The 17,474-nt window shown below is 38.5% G+C and carries 15 protein-coding genes; 8 read left to right on the forward strand and 7 right to left on the reverse strand.

All coding sequences use genetic code 11. The features are described 5' to 3' along the window. The 6 genes from J3455_RS02935 (at nt 1) to J3455_RS02960 (ending at nt 4,540) form a co-directional block, all read left to right on the forward strand. Nucleotides 1-1,002 carry a LacI family DNA-binding transcriptional regulator gene (locus J3455_RS02935; protein ID WP_130052850.1) on the forward strand — a complete coding sequence of 334 codons (1,002 nt, stop codon included), beginning with the start codon at nt 1-3 and terminating at the stop codon, nt 1,000-1,002. Nucleotides 1,003-1,075: 73 nt separating this feature from the next. Next, entirely contained in the window at nt 1,076-1,417 is a 342-nt protein-coding gene (locus J3455_RS02940) for a MerR family transcriptional regulator (protein WP_130052851.1), read from the forward strand. 133 nt (nt 1,418-1,550) lie between these two features. Next, a complete protein-coding gene (locus J3455_RS02945) occupies nt 1,551-2,243 on the forward strand; it encodes a DUF4336 domain-containing protein (RefSeq protein ID WP_167657430.1) in 693 nt (230 codons plus the stop codon). 142 nt (nt 2,244-2,385) lie between these two features. Continuing rightward, nucleotides 2,386-2,958 carry an NAD(P)H-dependent oxidoreductase gene (locus tag J3455_RS02950; RefSeq protein ID WP_349561020.1) on the forward strand — a complete coding sequence of 191 codons (573 nt, stop codon included), beginning with the start codon at nt 2,386-2,388 and terminating at the stop codon, nt 2,956-2,958. Nucleotides 2,959-3,062: 104 nt separating this feature from the next. Then, nucleotides 3,063-3,836: a class I SAM-dependent methyltransferase gene (locus J3455_RS02955; protein WP_349561021.1), complete on the forward strand. Its 774-nt coding sequence runs from the start codon at nt 3,063-3,065 to the stop codon at nt 3,834-3,836. A gap of 44 nt (nt 3,837-3,880) precedes the next feature. Beyond that, on the forward strand, nt 3,881-4,540 hold the full coding sequence (locus J3455_RS02960) for a LysE family translocator (protein ID WP_297331153.1): 660 nt from the start codon (nt 3,881-3,883) through the stop codon (nt 4,538-4,540). A gap of 59 nt (nt 4,541-4,599) precedes the next feature. Here the strand turns inward: J3455_RS02960 and J3455_RS02965 are convergent, their stop codons facing one another. The 7 genes from J3455_RS02965 to J3455_RS02995 form a co-directional block, all read right to left on the reverse strand. Next, nucleotides 4,600-5,388: a LytR/AlgR family response regulator transcription factor gene (locus J3455_RS02965; protein ID WP_349561022.1), complete on the reverse strand. Its 789-nt coding sequence runs from the start codon at nt 5,386-5,388 to the stop codon at nt 4,600-4,602. Further along, the gene (locus J3455_RS02970; protein ID WP_240701340.1) at nt 5,385-6,440 is read right to left on the reverse strand and encodes a sensor histidine kinase; all 1,056 of its coding nucleotides are present in this window, start codon (nt 6,438-6,440) and stop codon (nt 5,385-5,387) included. Before J3455_RS02970 ends, J3455_RS02965 begins: the two co-directional genes overlap by 4 nt. Before the next feature lie 60 nt (nt 6,441-6,500). Next, nucleotides 6,501-9,032, reverse strand: a complete 2,532-nt coding sequence (locus J3455_RS02975; RefSeq protein WP_348707938.1) for a glycoside hydrolase family 3 protein — start codon at nt 9,030-9,032, stop codon at nt 6,501-6,503. Nucleotides 9,033-9,069: 37 nt separating this feature from the next. Beyond that, nucleotides 9,070-9,846: a family 16 glycosylhydrolase gene (locus J3455_RS02980; RefSeq protein WP_130052858.1), complete on the reverse strand. Its 777-nt coding sequence runs from the start codon at nt 9,844-9,846 to the stop codon at nt 9,070-9,072. Between the two features lie 66 nt (nt 9,847-9,912). Beyond that, the gene (locus J3455_RS02985; RefSeq protein ID WP_349561023.1) at nt 9,913-12,603 is read right to left on the reverse strand and encodes a TonB-dependent receptor; all 2,691 of its coding nucleotides are present in this window, start codon (nt 12,601-12,603) and stop codon (nt 9,913-9,915) included. Between the two features lie 233 nt (nt 12,604-12,836). Further along, nucleotides 12,837-13,586 (reverse strand): subclass B1 metallo-beta-lactamase, encoded by a 750-nt coding sequence (gene bla / locus J3455_RS02990; protein ID WP_349561025.1) that lies wholly within the window; start codon nt 13,584-13,586, stop codon nt 12,837-12,839. A gap of 243 nt (nt 13,587-13,829) precedes the next feature. Next, complete coding sequence (locus J3455_RS02995) at nt 13,830-15,929, reverse strand: TonB-dependent siderophore receptor (RefSeq protein ID WP_256854014.1); 2,100 nt, start codon at nt 15,927-15,929, stop codon at nt 13,830-13,832. Nucleotides 15,930-16,137: 208 nt separating this feature from the next. Here J3455_RS02995 and J3455_RS03000 point away from each other — a divergent pair, with 208 nt between their 5' ends. Next, on the forward strand, nt 16,138-16,875 hold the full coding sequence (locus J3455_RS03000; protein ID WP_130052862.1) for a DUF4198 domain-containing protein: 738 nt from the start codon (nt 16,138-16,140) through the stop codon (nt 16,873-16,875). Nucleotides 16,876-17,240: 365 nt separating this feature from the next. Further along, nucleotides 17,241-17,453 carry a DUF2061 domain-containing protein gene (locus J3455_RS03005; RefSeq protein ID WP_130052863.1) on the forward strand — a complete coding sequence of 71 codons (213 nt, stop codon included), beginning with the start codon at nt 17,241-17,243 and terminating at the stop codon, nt 17,451-17,453. Nucleotides 17,454-17,474 lie beyond the last annotated feature (21 nt).

Raw genomic sequence — 17,474 nt, forward strand, 5'->3', positions numbered from 1 at the left:
ATGGCAACTATTTATCAGGTATCAGAGCTCGCTGGCGTTTCTTTATCAACCGTATCTCGGGTGTTAAATGAAAATGACTACGTCAGCAAAAAAACCAAACAAAAAGTCCTCGATGCGATGGAGCAGCTTGGTTACAAACCAAATTCAATAGCTCGCTCTCTCGCTTCAAATTGCACTAATAGTGTGGGTATTTTAGTGTCTGAATTAGATGGCGCGTTTTTTGGTGAGATGATGTCTGCTATCGAAGCTCAATTAAGAGCTGCCGGAAAACATGTCATTATTACGCCGGGACACAGTGAAGAAGACAAAGAAAAGAATGGCTTAGAATTTTTAATTTCACGTAATTGCGATGCAATCATTGCTCATGTTGAAGCTGTTAGTGATGAGTATCTAGTAAAATTAAACAAAGGTAAAACCCCTATTTATTTAATCAGCCGCTATGTAGATAAAATGAAAGAAAACTGCATTAGTCTGGACAACGTGATGGGCGGATATTTAGCAACTAAGCACTTACTTGCTCAAGGCCATAAAGATATAACATACATTGCGGGCCCGTTATTTAAACCCGATGCATTTGATCGACTAGAAGGTCACAAAAAAGCACTTAAAGAATACGGTATTACTTTTAATGAGCAAACTCTATTTGTCGGTGACTTTAAAGAAACCGGTGGGTATAACGGCTTAAAGCATTTCTTTAACAACAACATAAAATTTACTGCTGTTGTTTGTGCAAATGATGAAATGGCATCTGGTGTAATGAAATATGCTCGAGAGCATCAGCTTGATCTACCAAAAGACTTAGCTATCGTCGGATTCGATAATGTTCATTTTACAAATTACTTGTACCCAACTTTGACTACCATTGATAACCCGGTAGAGAAAATGGGGATCATGGCCGCCAACTTGGTGTTAAAACAAGTATATAAACAAAGTCTCTCGAATATAGAGCATATTTTCACACCTGAATTACTGATACGCGACTCAACAACACATTTAACTTGAGAGCTTGAAAAAGGCGAAACTAACCGCTTATTTAAATATAACGAATAATATCGATGTATAGATGGAGTAACAGGTGTTTATCGGTGAAGTAGCAAGAAAAACGAATTTATCTGTTAAAGCTATTCGGTTTTACGAAGAAAAAGAGCTTATTGTCCCCCCAAAACGCCAAGGAAAATACCGTGTTTACACCAATGAGCACATTGAAGTATTGAGGTTAATCGCAGAAGCAAAACTGTTGGGGGTTACACTAGCTGAGCTAAAAGGGTTTATAAAATATGAAAACGGGGAAGCAAACTGGGCTGAGATAAGCGAGTTTTTAGTACACTTAAAAGCCCGTTTGCAAGCTCAAATTGAGCAAACAGAACAGAAAATAGCCAAAATCGATTCATGTGTTGGGATTATTAACGCTAAATAATTAGTTGACTCTCCCCTTTAGTGGAGGGTTTATAGTATCTCATGTAGACCTAGAACAAGCAGTACAATCTAAATTAACATTTTCAATAAACTAATCTTTTTTTTGATAACTTAAATTCTAATTAAGGAATAATATGGAAAAGTTAGCAAACGACATTTGGATTTTTGATGGTGAAGCAGTAAGGTTCTTCTTTTTACCTTTTACAACTCGAATGACAGTCATTAAACTCGCAAATGGCGATCTGTGGGTTCATAGTCCTATCTATCTAAGTGATGCGTTAAAAACCCAAATAGACCAGTTAGGCTCGGTCAAATACCTTATTGCACCAAATCATTTACATCACCTGTTTTTACCCCAATGGATAACAAAATATCCAGATGCGCAAATCTATGGCACTGATGAAGTCATCAAAAAGCGTAGCGATATCTCATTTGATGCGTCCCTAAATGACGATTTAGCGTGGCAGTGGCAAAATGAAATTAACCAAGTCTTAGTTACAGGCTCCCCTCTTATGGAAGAGTGTGTGTTTTTCCATAAAAGCTCTAAAACACTCATTGTTACTGATTTGGTAGAAAACTTTTCGGGTGATAATTTTAACCCTTTGCAAAAATGGATAGCCAAGGGCGTTGGGATCATCGCCCCTGATGGAAAAACACCTATCGATTGGCGTCTAAGTTTTATGTTTAACAAAGCCAAGACCAGAAAACATTTTGAACAGATGCTAGCCTGGCAGCCTGAAATTTTGGTTATGGCCCATGGCGAGCTAATTGAGAAAAACGCTGTGGATTTTTTGCATAAATCCTTCCGCTGGCTTACTAAGAGTTAAAAGAAAAAACCAGCTTCGTTACATATAACATTCTATATATTTAATGTACCGTATTTATTTGTTTTTCAAAAAATGATTGACTCTCCCGTTAAGGGGAGGCTTTAGACTTGCAATTATTTCCTAATACATAGAGGTAGTAATTGTGAAAAATATACTCATTTTAAACGGAAACCCTAAAGCCCATAGCTTTGCTGATTCATTAACGAGTGCGTATGAGTTTACAGCTAAAAAAGCGGCGAATATCCGCATATTTAAACTCTCTGAAATGGACTTTAACCCTAACCTGATGTTCGGCTATGACCAAGTGCAACCTTTCGAGCCATGCCTAGACACATTTACTGATGCACTTAAATGGGCCGATCATCTAGTACTTATTGCGCCAATTTGGTGGGGAAGTGTACCAGCTAAACTAAAAGGCCTTTTCGACCGCGTATTTTTACCCGGTGTGACCTTTAAATTCGAACAAAACAGCTTATTGCCGACGCCACTGCTAACTGACAAAACTGCGAGAGTGATCTTAACCATGGATACACCCCAAGAGCTCGCTCAGGAACTAGCAAAGCCCGTAGTAGAACAGTTATGCCGCTATACTCTCGAATATTGTGGTTTTGAAAAGCCGAAAGTTAACTTATTTGGTTCAATTATCTTATCAAGCGACAGGCAAAGATCGGACTGGCAAACTACTGTGAGAGAACTGGGTTCTCAATGTGACTAAAGGCTTATGTTTGTTGTGTAAAATATAATATATTATTATTTCTATTAGGCATTGCTGCAATGATTGAGCAGTGCCTAATTAGAAGTTAGCTGGATAGGACGCATATGGATTATATTAAAGTAAATAGAGATACATGGAATAAAAGAACTGATCTTCATACCCAGTCTAGTTTTTACAATATACCAATGTTTAAAAATGGGAGAAACTCCCTCAACCCCATCGAGCTTGCCCTACTCCCAGATGTGAAAGATAAATCGCTATTGCACTTACAGTGTCATTTTGGTCAAGACACGCTCTCTTGGGCAAGGCTTGGCGCGTGTGTAACGGGTGTTGATTTGTCGCCTACTGCAATTGAGTATGCCAATGAGCTCAAACAAAACTTAAATTTAGAAGCCACTTTTATCGAAAGTAATGTTTACGATTTTGACGCTATCAACCAGCAACTTTTTGATATTGTTTACACTTCTTATGGTGTTCTAAATTGGTTACCAGATTTAAATCGATGGGCTAAGGTAATTGCTAACTCTTTACAATCTGGCGGCACTTTATGTTTGGTTGAATTTCACTCTTTTAATGAGTTATTAAATGGCTACTCTTATTTTCATGACTCTGAACCTACCATTGAAGAAGAAGGAACATACACCGAAAATTGTGATGGTACAAAGTCAAAAACAGTAACCTGGAGCCACTCAATTAGTGACATTATAAACTCACTCATTCAGGCTGGTTTGACGATAGAGTCATTCGACGAATACCCATATAGCCCTTATGACTGCTTTGAAGGCTTAGAGTATGTTCATGATAAAGGGTACCAATTACTTCACAAAGGACATCAAGTTCCTTTAGTGTTTTCGATTAAAGCAAGGAAGAACGCGTAATTTAGCCCGCTCTTCATTTTTCATATTTACACTTTGAGGAATTTATGGATATTAGCTTAATAAGTATTTTTATTTCAGTGGCAGCTGCACACTTTCTGGCATTACTGAGTCCAGGACCTGATTTTGTACTCGTTGTTAAAAGTGCGCTGAAAGGTAACCAAAAAAACGCCATTGGCGTTGCGTTAGGTATTGCAACTGCTAATGCAGTCTATATTGCATTATGTCTTATTGGTGTTGGCGCCATATTATCTTCATCCATTACTTTAATGATTACGCTTAAAGCAATTGGAGGCTTATTTTTAATGTATATTGCCTATCATGCATTAAAAGCACCTAAAAATGCCTACGCTAACTTTTCTACAAGCACTAAGACTGCAAGTGAATTTTCATTATCATGCTTTTGCAAAGAGTTTGTAACTGGGTTTCTCTCAGGTATTTTAAACCCTAAAAATTTATTATTTTATTTAAGCTTGTTTACTGTTGCACTAACCCCCGAAGTCAGTATTAGCTTTAAAGTACTTTTAGGTGTATGGATGACATTAGTCGTCTTTTTCTGGGATGTAGCTATTATTTATATGTTGTCAAAAACGACTATCAGGCAAAAATTCATTAGAGCCGCATTTTATATTGATAAAGTAACAGGTATCGTTCTCGGTGCGATTGGGTTTAACATTCTAAAATCAGTTTGGTCAAAACAGCCGTAAATACTACTGCATAGTAAGGTGCTGTTTATAACGAGGTATTGTAAACAGCACCGATTTATTTAAATCAGCTTTTTTAATTGCTTACTGTAGGTTCGACTTACTTTTAAGGTTTTACCAGTAGTTAAGGTTGCCATGTACTCTGAGTTGCGCAATGGCTCAAGCTGTCTTACATAAGTTAAATTGACAATGGTAGACTTATGGATCCGCAAAAAGGCCTCAGGCAGCATATTATTCTCAAGTTCTTTTAATCTAGCTCTCATAACATGGGTTTCGGTTGCAGTATGCACACACATATAATCACCAGCTGCATCAATCCAAAGAATATCGGTGAATGAAATTATTTGAATCGGGTTTTTAGCATCCCGGATAACCAAGTGATCACTATCAAAATTATAGTCTGACTGATTGGCTGAGTGCTTATTATACTCGGCCTTGTTACTCACTTCTTGTTGTAGCGCTATCAACTCACTTTTTTGGAATAACTTTACGTTACTTACAACTCTTTCTATAGCTTCTGCAAGCCTGTCTAGTTTGACTGGTTTTAATAAATAATCGATAGCTCTAACTTCAAAAGCTTGTACTGCATGTTGATGAAAAGCAGTGACAAAAATGACTGCTGGACATGCTTCGGGTTGAAAATACTTTATCAATTCAAAGCCAGACTTGGTGGGCATTTCGATATCTAAGAAGATTAAATCAATTTCGTTGTTATTTATAAGCTCAATAGCATCGTCAACACTGCATGCACTACCAACAATATTAATTTCAGGAAATTGTTCAAGTCGAATACGTAAACCTTCGACGGCGCTGTATTCATCATCAACCAGTATCGTGTTTAGTTTTATCATTTATTATGACCACTCATAGGTAATGTTATACATACCCAAGCACCACCTTCACTTAAGTTGCCCTTTTCTATACGGTGTGACTTTCCGTACATTAGCTTCAAACGTTGCTCACAATTTGCTAATCCTATCCCTCTTTTATTTGTGCTTTCATCACCAAATCCCTTGCCAGTATCAGACACTTTTATATTTAAATAACTCTTAGTTTTTTCTATGGCTATAGTAATGCACATTAGCTGGTTTGAACGCATGCCATGTTTTAATGCATTTTCTACAAGGGGTTGTATCAACATAGATGGGATCAGTAACTCGTTGCAGCCATCTGCAACAGAAATATCAACAACAAGCTTATTTGTGAAACGGCACTTTTCTATATCTAAATAATTGCTAAGAATGCCAATTTCTTCTTTAATTGTTACTTTTTCCAGCGGATCTGTATATAAGCTATGTCGCAATAGATCACACAGTTTCTCGAGCATTTTTACAGCTTCTAAACTTTCTTTCTTCAAAATCAATGTACAAATCGCATTGATACTATTGAACATAAAGTGGGGATTCAGCTGATAGCGCAGCATTTTTAATTGTGATTCTTTAGCTAAGTGTGTGGCTTCTGCTGCTTTTTGCGTTTGCTCTAAATTATCTAAATAAATTTTAATCCCATAATAAAACGCGGTCCAAGTTGAAAGCACTGTTAATGACGCCGACGTCCATGTACCAAAGTCAAACCACGTCATTGGTTGCCAAAAGTTTCCATAAAACCACTGCAGCGTAATCCACTTTATTTGTGTCCAAATTAACGTCGCAGTTATGACAATGAAAATATGAAGTGCAATCTTCAACTTTAGCTCTATAAAGTTGATGCAAGTAAATACTTTTCTAAGGGAGAGGGTAATTATAAACCCACAAATTGTATCAATAATCAAATGCGGGATATGGATAGTCCAAGGCTCATCACTTGGGACTTTAATCATCAATTCGGTTAGCATTGCGTAAACAACCCAACCACAAATCTGAAACAGCCAAAATAAATGGCCGCGAGGGTTACTAGTATTCAAATTATTCAATCCATAAGGTAAAGCTGATAGGCATTACTTGCCCATCAGCCTTACTAAGATTTAGTCAGAGCATGTGAGTAAATAAGCATCTGCATTTGGTTTACTAGACAGTGCTATATCAGCAACAGCTAAGCTGGCAGCCTTTGCTGAAACATTTAACACCTCTGCCACCTTTGTCGTATTATTTAACGCAGATGTACAATTTAACGGTATGGCTAACGTATGCCATTTCTTATCATTCATCAAGGCTTCTATTGATTCAAACGTAATGTTGCGCAAGCAATTTCCTTCATTACACATTACTTGCAATTGAGCCTGATTACTTGGCGCAGTGTTAATTCTCATTTTAAGTTCAAGAAAACCAGATTTACTCGCATCACTCAGTACTTCAGGCTGCTGATAGCTTAAGCTCAAGGTTGCTTTTTTTGCCCCAGCTCGCCAAATGAACTGCCTTGCATCTTCCTGATAAGACAAATTAACAGACTGCATTAACAAGCTGGTACCATCACCACTGGTTGCCGAAGAGCCCGTTGTTTCAATGGCTGCTGTTTTTGAATCTTTCAGTTCCCACACTAAGTTCTCTGAAAGTCCTCTTACAAATAAAGGCTTAGCGTCATCATTTGCCACCTTTTTAGGTGTTGTATCTTCACTTAATAAAGGCACATTAACCGTGTCTTGATAAGTTAATCCATAATCATAAGCAAATAATGGATCATAAGTTTTGTCACCTAGGTTTAATGTGTATTGCGTATCATACTTTGGCCATGAAAAGCTTAATTTACCAGAGAAATCAAACTGAGTGTTACCCTTCGCATCTGTCAATAACACATCTGCTACCCCCTCACCTTCTGAACCCGGTAACCATGCAGCCACAAATGCATCAGACGCATTGAGCTCTTTATTTACCCAAAGCGGTCTACCGCTTAAAAATACGGTGACAACTGCAATACCATCAGCCTTTAATTTTTTCAGTAATGCAAGATCAGCTTTTGTTTTATATTGATATTCAAGAAACTCGATATCACCGAACCATTCTGCGTAAGGTTCTTCGCCTATAACAACAATCGCTACATCTGGCTTAACGGAGTAGTTTCCCGCTTCGTTTAGTTCAATTTGACCACCAGCACTTTCAACTTGCTCCTTTAAACCGGCATAAATTGACGTTGCATTTGGGAAATCGTCATTAGTGTTGTCTGTGCCTTGCCATGAAACACTCCACCCACCCGCTTGCTTTGCAATACTATCGGCACCATCGCCAGCAACTAATATCTTGCTTGTTGCTTTAATAGGGAGTATTTGGTCATTATTTTTTAATAACACTAATGACTTACGAACAGCTTCTCTAGCGAGCTCACGGTGCTCAGAAGCGCCTAACCATTCAGGATGCTGTGATTCAGAACGGCTTGATGGTTTACCTCTTGAGAAAGCTCCCCATCTAATTTTCGCTCTCAAAAAGCGTCGAACAGCATCATTAATTCTTTCTTCAGAGATAGTGCCATCTTTCACTTGCGCAACCGTGTTATGATAAAAGGCCTCAAAGTGCTCAGGGACCATGATAACATCGACACCGGCATTAATAGCAGCAGCACATTGCTCTAAATCACAGCCTTCAACAAATTTATGGGCATTCCAGTCGCTAACTACAAACCCATCAAAGCCCATTTGCTTCTTAAGTACATCAGTTAGTAAATATTTATCACCATGCACACGTTGGCCATTCCAGCTGTTAAAGGACGCCATAACTGACTGAACCCCTTCATTTATCGCTGAAAAATAGCCTGGACTATGAATGTCTCTTAACCCTTTTTCATCAATAATAGTATTGCCACGGTCTATACCTCGCTCGGTTCCACCATCACCAACAAAGTGCTTTGCTGTTGCAATACGATTTGTCGCTTTTAAGAAATTATTGTTGATGCTACCTTGAATACCAACAACCATTTCACCGGCATACTCTTTAACTAAATCTGGGTTCTCAGAATAACTCTCATACGTTCTGCCCCAACGATCATCTCTGACCACTGCGACAGTGGGAGCAAAACTCCATTCTATTCCAGTTGCAGAAACTTCTTTTGCTGTAGCTTGACCGATACGTTTAATTAGATCTTTATCTCTGGTTGCACCTAAACCAATGTTATGAGGAAATAACGTAGCTCCATAAACATTACTATGTCCATGCATTGCATCTGTGCCCCAAATCGTCGGGATTGCAGCCCCATCTAATGAAGCATCTACTGATGCCTGATACATCTCATCTGCATATTGAAGCCACTGCTTCATCGAGGCACGTTTATTACCATAAGGCGCGGTGTTACCTCCATTTAAGTACGATCCAAAGCCATACTTGCGCATTTGCTCGACACTTAAATAACCGATTTCAGGTTGAACCATTTGCGCTACTTTTTGCTCAATTGTCATCGTCTGAATGAGCTCGTCAACCTGCTTCTCAACAGCAGGGTCTTGCTTAAGTTTAGTGTTTACATCAGGCCATTTTACGTGACCTCCCTCGACAGCAAGCGGACACTGAGTATAAACAAGTCCAATCAAGGCTAATGGGCTTAATACAAGCGGTGAAAATTTAAATCTAGACATTTAAAACCTATAAAACAACACGTTGAAAATTAAATGATTAATTAGGTATGTATTCAATAAAGTCATAATATACCCATGATGAAGTGCCATAGTATTGACCAGGAAAGTAATTGGCTTCTTGTGAGTTATCGCCATGCCAGTGATTGATCATAATCTTGGTGTTATCCACTGGCCAAGCGTAGGCTGGTATCTCATTATTTGCGAGCACACCATCACCATTATCTTTATAAACGATACGAATAGTTTGCTCTTGGCCATTGGCATCATAAAGATACCAACGAATAACACGACTGGACCAATCGAAACCTATCATCAGCAAGTTTTCACGATAATCGAGCCCATATTGACTTAGGTCGATGTCTTGCTCCCAGCTCTGATATACCCCACCTTGCGGCTGATAAATAATATTTGTGTGTACAACATTGCCAAGAGAAGGCAGCAGTTCAATATCAATTTCTTGCCATGCTCGACCTGGGCTATCCCACCATGATGTGTAAGTAAATATCGATGAAACTGTACCCGCAACATTTCCTGATTTTAAACGACCTTGTATTTTGCCATAGCTATAAAACTGATTACTTTGTAACTCTGAGCATGTGCCCTGCGATAATGACAGCGTTAAACCATGTTCACTGGGGCTTTGCATATTAGGTTGAAAAGTACACCCAAATGGCGTGCCATTATTGCCTTGTCGTGCAGTCCAAATACTGGTGTCGTAACCCCAAGAAAAGTTATCTTTAAAGTAGTTAGCACTTAGACAAGGGGATAAAAATGCGATACAGAAAATTGATATACGTAGCCAAAACTTTTTCATTTTTTTGCCTCATAATCTGTTTAGCTCTCATATTGCTGAGCAATATGAGAGCGCTTAGTAGTAGGGTTAAAATGAGAAACCGGCTCTAACACCATAATATCTCGGCATACCGAAACTACCTTTTGGTACACCTTTGCTTGTGTTGTTCCAATATTGAATAGTCTCATCAGATGCGTTATTGATGAACAGCTCTGCATACCATTTTTGACTTTGCGGCTCATATTTCAAAGAAGCGTTATAAACCGCGAATGCATCTCGGCTATCATCGATATACTGTGTCGCTTCGTCTGAAACAGCAAAATCCATATCATCTAAATGCTTATCAAGGTTCCACACCGTTGAATACGATTTATCTTTCCAGCTTGCGTTAAACCAGCCATGAATAAAGCCATATTCACCTAAATTGAACGTATGCGTATAACTAATATTCGCAGTGTATTTAGGTGTCATTGCTAGATTGTTACCCTTGAGGTTAGTGGTTAACAATGTGTTTTCAGGATCTTTTGATTCTTCATAAGAGATATCGAATAGATACTCAGAATCATAGTCCCACTTGGTATTCCAATCTTCCGTAATTTTAGCATCAGTCCAGGTTACGTAACCTGTGATACGACCATTTGGATATGGTTTCCAGTCAAATTCGAATTCAATACCTTTAATCGTCGATGCTGGAACATTCTGCGTGTAATATGCAATCACGGGTTGATTTTGATAATCAAGAAGAGGCTCGCCATCATCACCTAAAATCGGTGTTCCGTTGTCATCTTCCACAACTGATAAGCGTTCAACATTACCAATCGAACCTACCGATGCGTACTGCATATCGGTATAATCTGTATAGAAAAAAGCAGCTTTTAAGTTAAGTGAGTTATCAAAAAAGCTTGATTTAGCACCTAGCTCCCACGTTAATACTTCTTCTGGGTCAAACTTCGTTTCGAATCGTGTAACATCACCGGTTCTATCGTTAACTACTTCGTATACATCACCAATACCGCCCGCTTTAAAGCCACTCGCTAAGTATGCATAAAGCATGGTTTCTGATGAAATGTCATAATCTAAGCCAACACGGAAGTCATGATGCTGCCAGCTTCCTTTGTTGTCATTTTCAAAGTAAGACGCATAGATAGATGGGTCTTCGTAATAGTCGACTGGAAGATTATTTAGTTCTGTTCTATTTAACCAACCTACAGCACACCCATCTGCATTTGAGCATCGATACGTTCTGCCGCCTTTGTCTTGCTTTGTTTCATCACTAAAACGATAGCCTAAAGTTGCATGTAACTTCTCAGTTAGTTTGTATGTTCCTTGACCAAAAATGGCGAATGCATCTGTTGAGCGATCCGGTTGGTCCCAAAACGCTTTATCATCCATTGGATTATCATAATAACCCACTGTTGTTGTTTTTTCGTGGAAGTAGTTTGCCCCCACAATCCATATAAAGTCACCGTACTCATCGGATTGAAGTTGTAATTCTGTTGAAAACGATTCAGCCCCAGTGCCGTCTAGGAAGTAAGTGGCACCATCCCAAGGGTCAAGTCCCACTTCACTGTCTTGTGCTGACTCTCTTTCCATGTCTTCATAACCCATCAACCACACAATATTGTATTCATCATTTAGGTTATAATTTAACGTGTTGCGAAGATATGTGATATCTAAATCTAATTGTCCTGGGACATTCACGACAGCCTGATATGTGTTATCACTTGGCAAAAAGTTTGAGCAATCACCTCCCATTTCAGCTGGGCGCCCTCTTAACTTATCACAGTTAACTAAATCAAGATTATTGCTGCTGTTGTTTACGTACTTTTGGAAAACCGTATGGTTTGAGAAATTACCATTTAATGGCTCCCAAAGTGTACTGATACGAAATGAATACTCATCGGCATTATTATAAAAATCACTTTTATCCGCTGGTGTTAATGCGCGAACTTTTTGTGCTTCAGGGTCTGTACCAGCACCATCAATCCACCAGTTTTCTCTTTGAGTGACAGTTTGACCCACGCCTTGATATGAGTCTTCAGATATTACTGGGGCATTTAATACATCATCAGAGAGCCTGCGAGTATCGTATTGGTTAGGATCGTAGTAGCCTTCTAAGTAGGAGTCACGCTTCAAACCTTTTGCAGCGAAACGAACTGCAAACTCCTCATTAATTGGAATATTAATCATGCCATCAATGTTTTTACTGTTGTACTTACCTGCTTCAACATTCACATTGCCAAAGAAGTTTTCAAATTGTGGCTTTGCAGATATGACATTGATACTACCCACCGTAGAGTTTCGGCCGAATAAGGTACCTTGCGGACCTCGCAATGCCTCAACACGGTCAATATCATACATAAGTGCAAGTGCACCTTGCATTCTAGGTGAATACACACCATCTAAGTGCACACCAACCGCTGGATCACCTAGCTCTGTTAGGTTGGTTGAGCGTACCCCGCGCATTGAAATAACGGGTGCTGATTGGTCTGTTGCTGTTGAAATATCAAGACTAGGAACAAGGTTCGCAATATCCTTAATATTATTAACACCATTTTTTTTAAGCTCAGCTTCTGTTAACGCCGTAATTGCTACCGGTGTTTCCATCAACTTCGTTTTGCGTTTTGTTGCCGTAACAGAAATGATTTCTAAGCCACTTTGCGGCTCTTTTGCTATTTTATTATCTGTGTCCTGCTGATTTTCGTTTTGTGCATGTACAGGTAATGAGCAAGCTAAAGCGACAGCAACTGCTAATGCCTTTTTATTTATTGTGTGCATATTTAACCTTTAGATGTGTGTTCAGATTTAAAAGAATTTACTTTTAATTAACAGTATCTGCAGGTTCATTTTTCATTACCAGCCAAATTCGGCAAGGCGAGTTTCAAATAATACAAAGCGAATTTAATGTTACTTTCAAGCGAGATTCTACGTACTTTTTTGGCGCGCAAAGCACAAGGGAGAAAGCGGCCTTAGAATGTTCAATGTGAGCCTAAAGCCGCCATAACCTATACCTATTTGAGATGATCGGTTATTAATTTTTCTGTATGTGAGAGTAAATCATATCCACCAACAGCGCCATGTCCAGGGACGACAATCACTGCACTTTTAAATTTCCTTTTTAATTGCTTTGTTATATTAAGCCAAGAGTGTATGTCACCATGAACTAGGTTACCTACAGATGATGACTGAAGTGACCGAACTGCGCAGCCACCAAATAAGATTCTTTTTTCAGGTAACCACGCCATAACATTGTCCATTGCATGCCCAGGGCCTGGAAAAAATAGTTCAAGAGAGCCAAATTTAACAACTGAATCTGCTACTCTAAGTTCTTTGATAATATTGTTAGGTACTGCCGCGCCTTGCTCTATGGTTAACTGAGCAGTTAATGGATGAGCAAAAACATTGATTCCCTTAGACTCAAGTACATCGACACCAGCAGCTCGGTCACCGTGCGCATGCGTAACAAATGCTTTGCTTACTGGCAGTTTTATTTCTAAGCTAATTGCTTCGAGTAAATCTAAAGTGAGTAATTCCCCCCACGCTGTGTCGATAAGGGTTAAACTATCTCCTTCTTTCACAATTAAGCCATTTGAGGGAAATTCTGTACCATTTGGGTAAGTATAATATGATGTATGCAGCCATACCCCATCAGCTAACTGGGTTATAGAAACCTGATTTGGCCTGTTTTCTTGCGCTGACCCCTGAAAGCTATATATTAAAAGAAAGAAAATAAAACTACCGAATATCCTAAATTTCATCATTGCGCTATATCCCTAAATTAAGACATAAAAATATATTATAATTAAAGTGATAAACAAATAGTAATATAATTATACAGAAGCTTTTATTTCTATAACTATAAGAAGCACTATGTATTCGATGATAAGAAAAAACGAACCCAACGGTTCGTTTTTTTATTTAAGTCAAAGAATGTTCTGCAAAACTTTCGCTCAAGAATGCAGGCAATGACTTTGGAGTCTAAGCAAGTTGCAATTAAACCTACGTTAAAAATTATATTGTAAGCTAACCTTATAATTTAACGGCTCACCTGGTTGGGTCCAAATTGCAGAGTATGAATTAGCGTAATAGGTTTTATCCAATACGTTATTTACAACAAACTGTAAGCTCAAATCATCATTAACATGGTAGTTTGCAAACAGATTTACCAAAGTATATGAAGGCAAATAATAGCTAGGGTCAATCGCTTCACCTAGCCGCTCCCCAACATATTGAACCGACACACCAACTGTTGAGTTCGAATCGATTAAATCACTTAACTCTCTCTTAATACGCACATTGGCACTATGTTTTGGAATGTTTAATAAAGGGGTGCCTTTTGGCAAACTAACCCACCAATCGGTATTAACAGTATCTTTTGCTGTTTTAGCATCAGTGTAAGTATATGCAAGATCAAACGAAGTTTGGCTAGTAATATTACCGTGTAAGTCTAGCTCAACACCTTCACTCGTAACCTCGCCTAGAGCCCTAGATACACCTGCTTGTACGTCTGTGCTTAACATGTTGCTCTTTTGCGCATTAAATACTGTAAAGCTACCACTGACAATGTCTGTATTAAATTTAACTCCAACTTCAATAGAGGTTGTTTCTTCAGGCTCAAATGCTTCTCCATCAGCATCGAAACCACTATTAGGTCTAAAACCTTCAGAATAACTGCTATAAAATTGTAGATCTTCAGAGTGAGCATATACTAAACCTGCTCGAGGGCTGAAGGTGCTTTTGTCAGCCTCTGAACGCGTTAAGTTTTTATGGTTATCAATTCTTTGATCAAACCAATCGTAACGACCACCAATTTGCATTTTCCATTTTTCAGTGATATCGACTTGGTCTTGAATATAAATACCATAGCTATTCTGTACTTCTGTGGTGTCGAATAACAGAGAACCTTCAGGCGCCGTTTTACCGTACTCAGGCTCATACATATTTATAGCGTAACTCGTGTCATCAAGAGTCGGGCGATATCTGTACCAAACCTTATCAAAATCAAACTTACTGGCATCAGCACCAATTAAAAGGTGATGAGTGAAACCTGCAGCTTTTATACTACCGCTAAGCTCTGAGCGTGCAGATATATAGTTAGTTTGAAAGTCACGCTGGTTATGTTGTCTGCTCAGTGTCACGCCATCAATGAAATATACTTGTCGGCTTGGAGCAAGCTCAGCATCACTTGATTCACTCAAAAACTCTGAATCGCTATAACTAATACCTGTTAGAAGCGACCATTCTCCTAATTGATGCTCAAGGGTAAGCTGATGAGAAATAGCCTTAACTTTTGTAGGTTTATCACTTGGCTCACCTAAAAAAGTTTCAATAGGTAGTGCATCAATTTTACCATCTACAGCAACAATACCTCGATCGAAAGTTAAACTTTGATCAACGTACTCTAGCTCATAATTCAACTTCGTTTTATCTGAAATTAGCCATAAAATTGAAGGCGTTAATACAGTTTTTTCTGATTCATGATAATCTCTAAAACCTTCACTATCTTCCACAGCACCATTAATTCTAAAAGCCACTTGGTCCGTAATTGCGTTCGTGTAGTCGCCTTCAGTGCGATAACTTTGCCAGCTACCGGCAGTGACTTTTACATAGCCTTGCTGTGCAAACTGCGGTTTTTTTGTAATGATATTTATCGTACCGCCAGGCTCAGAGCGTCCATAGAGTGCAGAGCCTGTTCCTTTCATGATTTCTACATAATCAATATTACTCGTATCACGAACACCGCTAAAGCTTCGCCCAGATGAAAAACCGTTAATTAAAAAGCCTGATGGAATATTCTCATCACCCACTAAGCCACGTATTGCAAAGCTTTCCCATAAACCACCAAAATCATTTTGTTCTGAAATACTTGGGGTTAAATCGAAAATGTCACTTAAGGTGGTTACACCAGCCTCATTGAGTGTGTCTGATGAAATAAACTCGACAGATTGTGGTTGCTCATTTAAAGGAACATCCCCACGAAAAGCTTGCCTTACACCCGACACTGATATTTTTTCTATCTCTGATGGCTCTGTAGTGGCATATACGGAAGATGTAAAAATTGCGCTAATCATGATTGAAAGGGCTGATTTTTGATATCTGTTCATTCTATCTCTCAGGTATGAATTGTAGTTATTCAATAAAGCTTGTAGTTATTAGGTAAAGATTTACATTATCCATCACTTGAACATGCAATTAACAATACTTATCATTTGCAGTATGATAAACAATTAAACCACTGAGAACTACCCTCGTAAACAACAGAAATTAAAAAACTCAAATTAACGCTTAATTAATAAACACTTAGAGAGAAGAATGAACAAAGTTACTTTAGCCTGCATTACATTAGCCATATCAATTTCCAGCATTTACAGCGCAAAAACACAAGCACATGCAATATGGTTTGCTGAGCGCTCATCACAATTAGCACTGATATATGGTGAAGGTGCACAAGATTTAGACACCGTTAAGCGCCAAGACAAAGTTAAAAGAGTTACCGGTTATAACAAAAATTGGCAAGAACAAAGTGTAAAACTTGTTGAGTCAGGGCATATGATGATACTGAGCGATAACACGGTTTATGCTGTTACAGGAATGCTCGATAACGGTTTATGGAGCAAAACTAAAGATGGTAAATGGTTTGCAAGTGGCCGCGACCAAATCCCTGATGCAGTTTTAAGCGAACATACAAAAAAACATGCTGTACATTTGCGTGGGCCTCTTACTAAAATTCCTCAACTTAAAGAACAACAGTTACAAATTATCCCAATAGGAAACAGCTTTTCAGATCAGAAAGGTGCATTAGTTAGTTATCGCATACTATTTAATGGTAAGGCAGTTCAAGGCGCTAAAGTGATTAATGATATTGTGAATGACCCAGATCAAAAGCCCCTAATAAGCAATGATGAAGGCATCGTGACATTGCCACTACGCAATCAAGGCTTAAACGTAGTCGCCGCTATATATGATGAAAAAAGTACAAATCTCGCTGTATTTGATAAGACCGAGCACTTAGCAACACTTTCATTTATTTTACCCCATGCAGCAGAGTAGTTTTTAAATAAGCTAGTTGCACTCAAGCAAACCGCTGTGGGTCTAGACTTTCAAAAAGTCTGGGCCCTCTAGAACGTTGAACGCCCCCTTCAAAAAACAAGTAGCACACAACTCACTCACAGCCATCAAAAATCCATAAATATATTTACAAACAATGCATTAGAACTATCGCAATAGAAAAGTAAATTGACGAAAAGCTCAAAACTTCTTCATCAATGTGCGCATATTGACTTGAAAATTAACAAGCAACACTGGGCACAACCATTCCATTTAATAAATCACTACAATCTTATTATTCCATTTTAAAGATTAAAAATGATGAGCAATACTAAACTCATCAAATTATGAGAGTTGGGGTATTCAAAATGGTTAAGACAGTTACTTTTGCAATGATGCACTTCACAATCGCTTTTACAGTGACCTACTTTTTAACAGGTAGTTTTTTAATTGGTGGCCTGGTCGCCATTGTTGAGCCTGCAGTCAATACGGTTGCGTTTTACTTTCACGAAAAGGTTTGGCGTAATCTAGAAGGTAAGGATAGCTTCAAACGAAACCCAGATGAGATAATGTTTGCCTAGCTATTAACTAGGTTGGATTGG

The sequence above is a fragment of the Pseudoalteromonas sp. NFXS39 genome (assembly GCF_040148775.1).
Taxonomy (GTDB): domain Bacteria; phylum Pseudomonadota; class Gammaproteobacteria; order Enterobacterales; family Alteromonadaceae; genus Pseudoalteromonas; species Pseudoalteromonas apostichopi.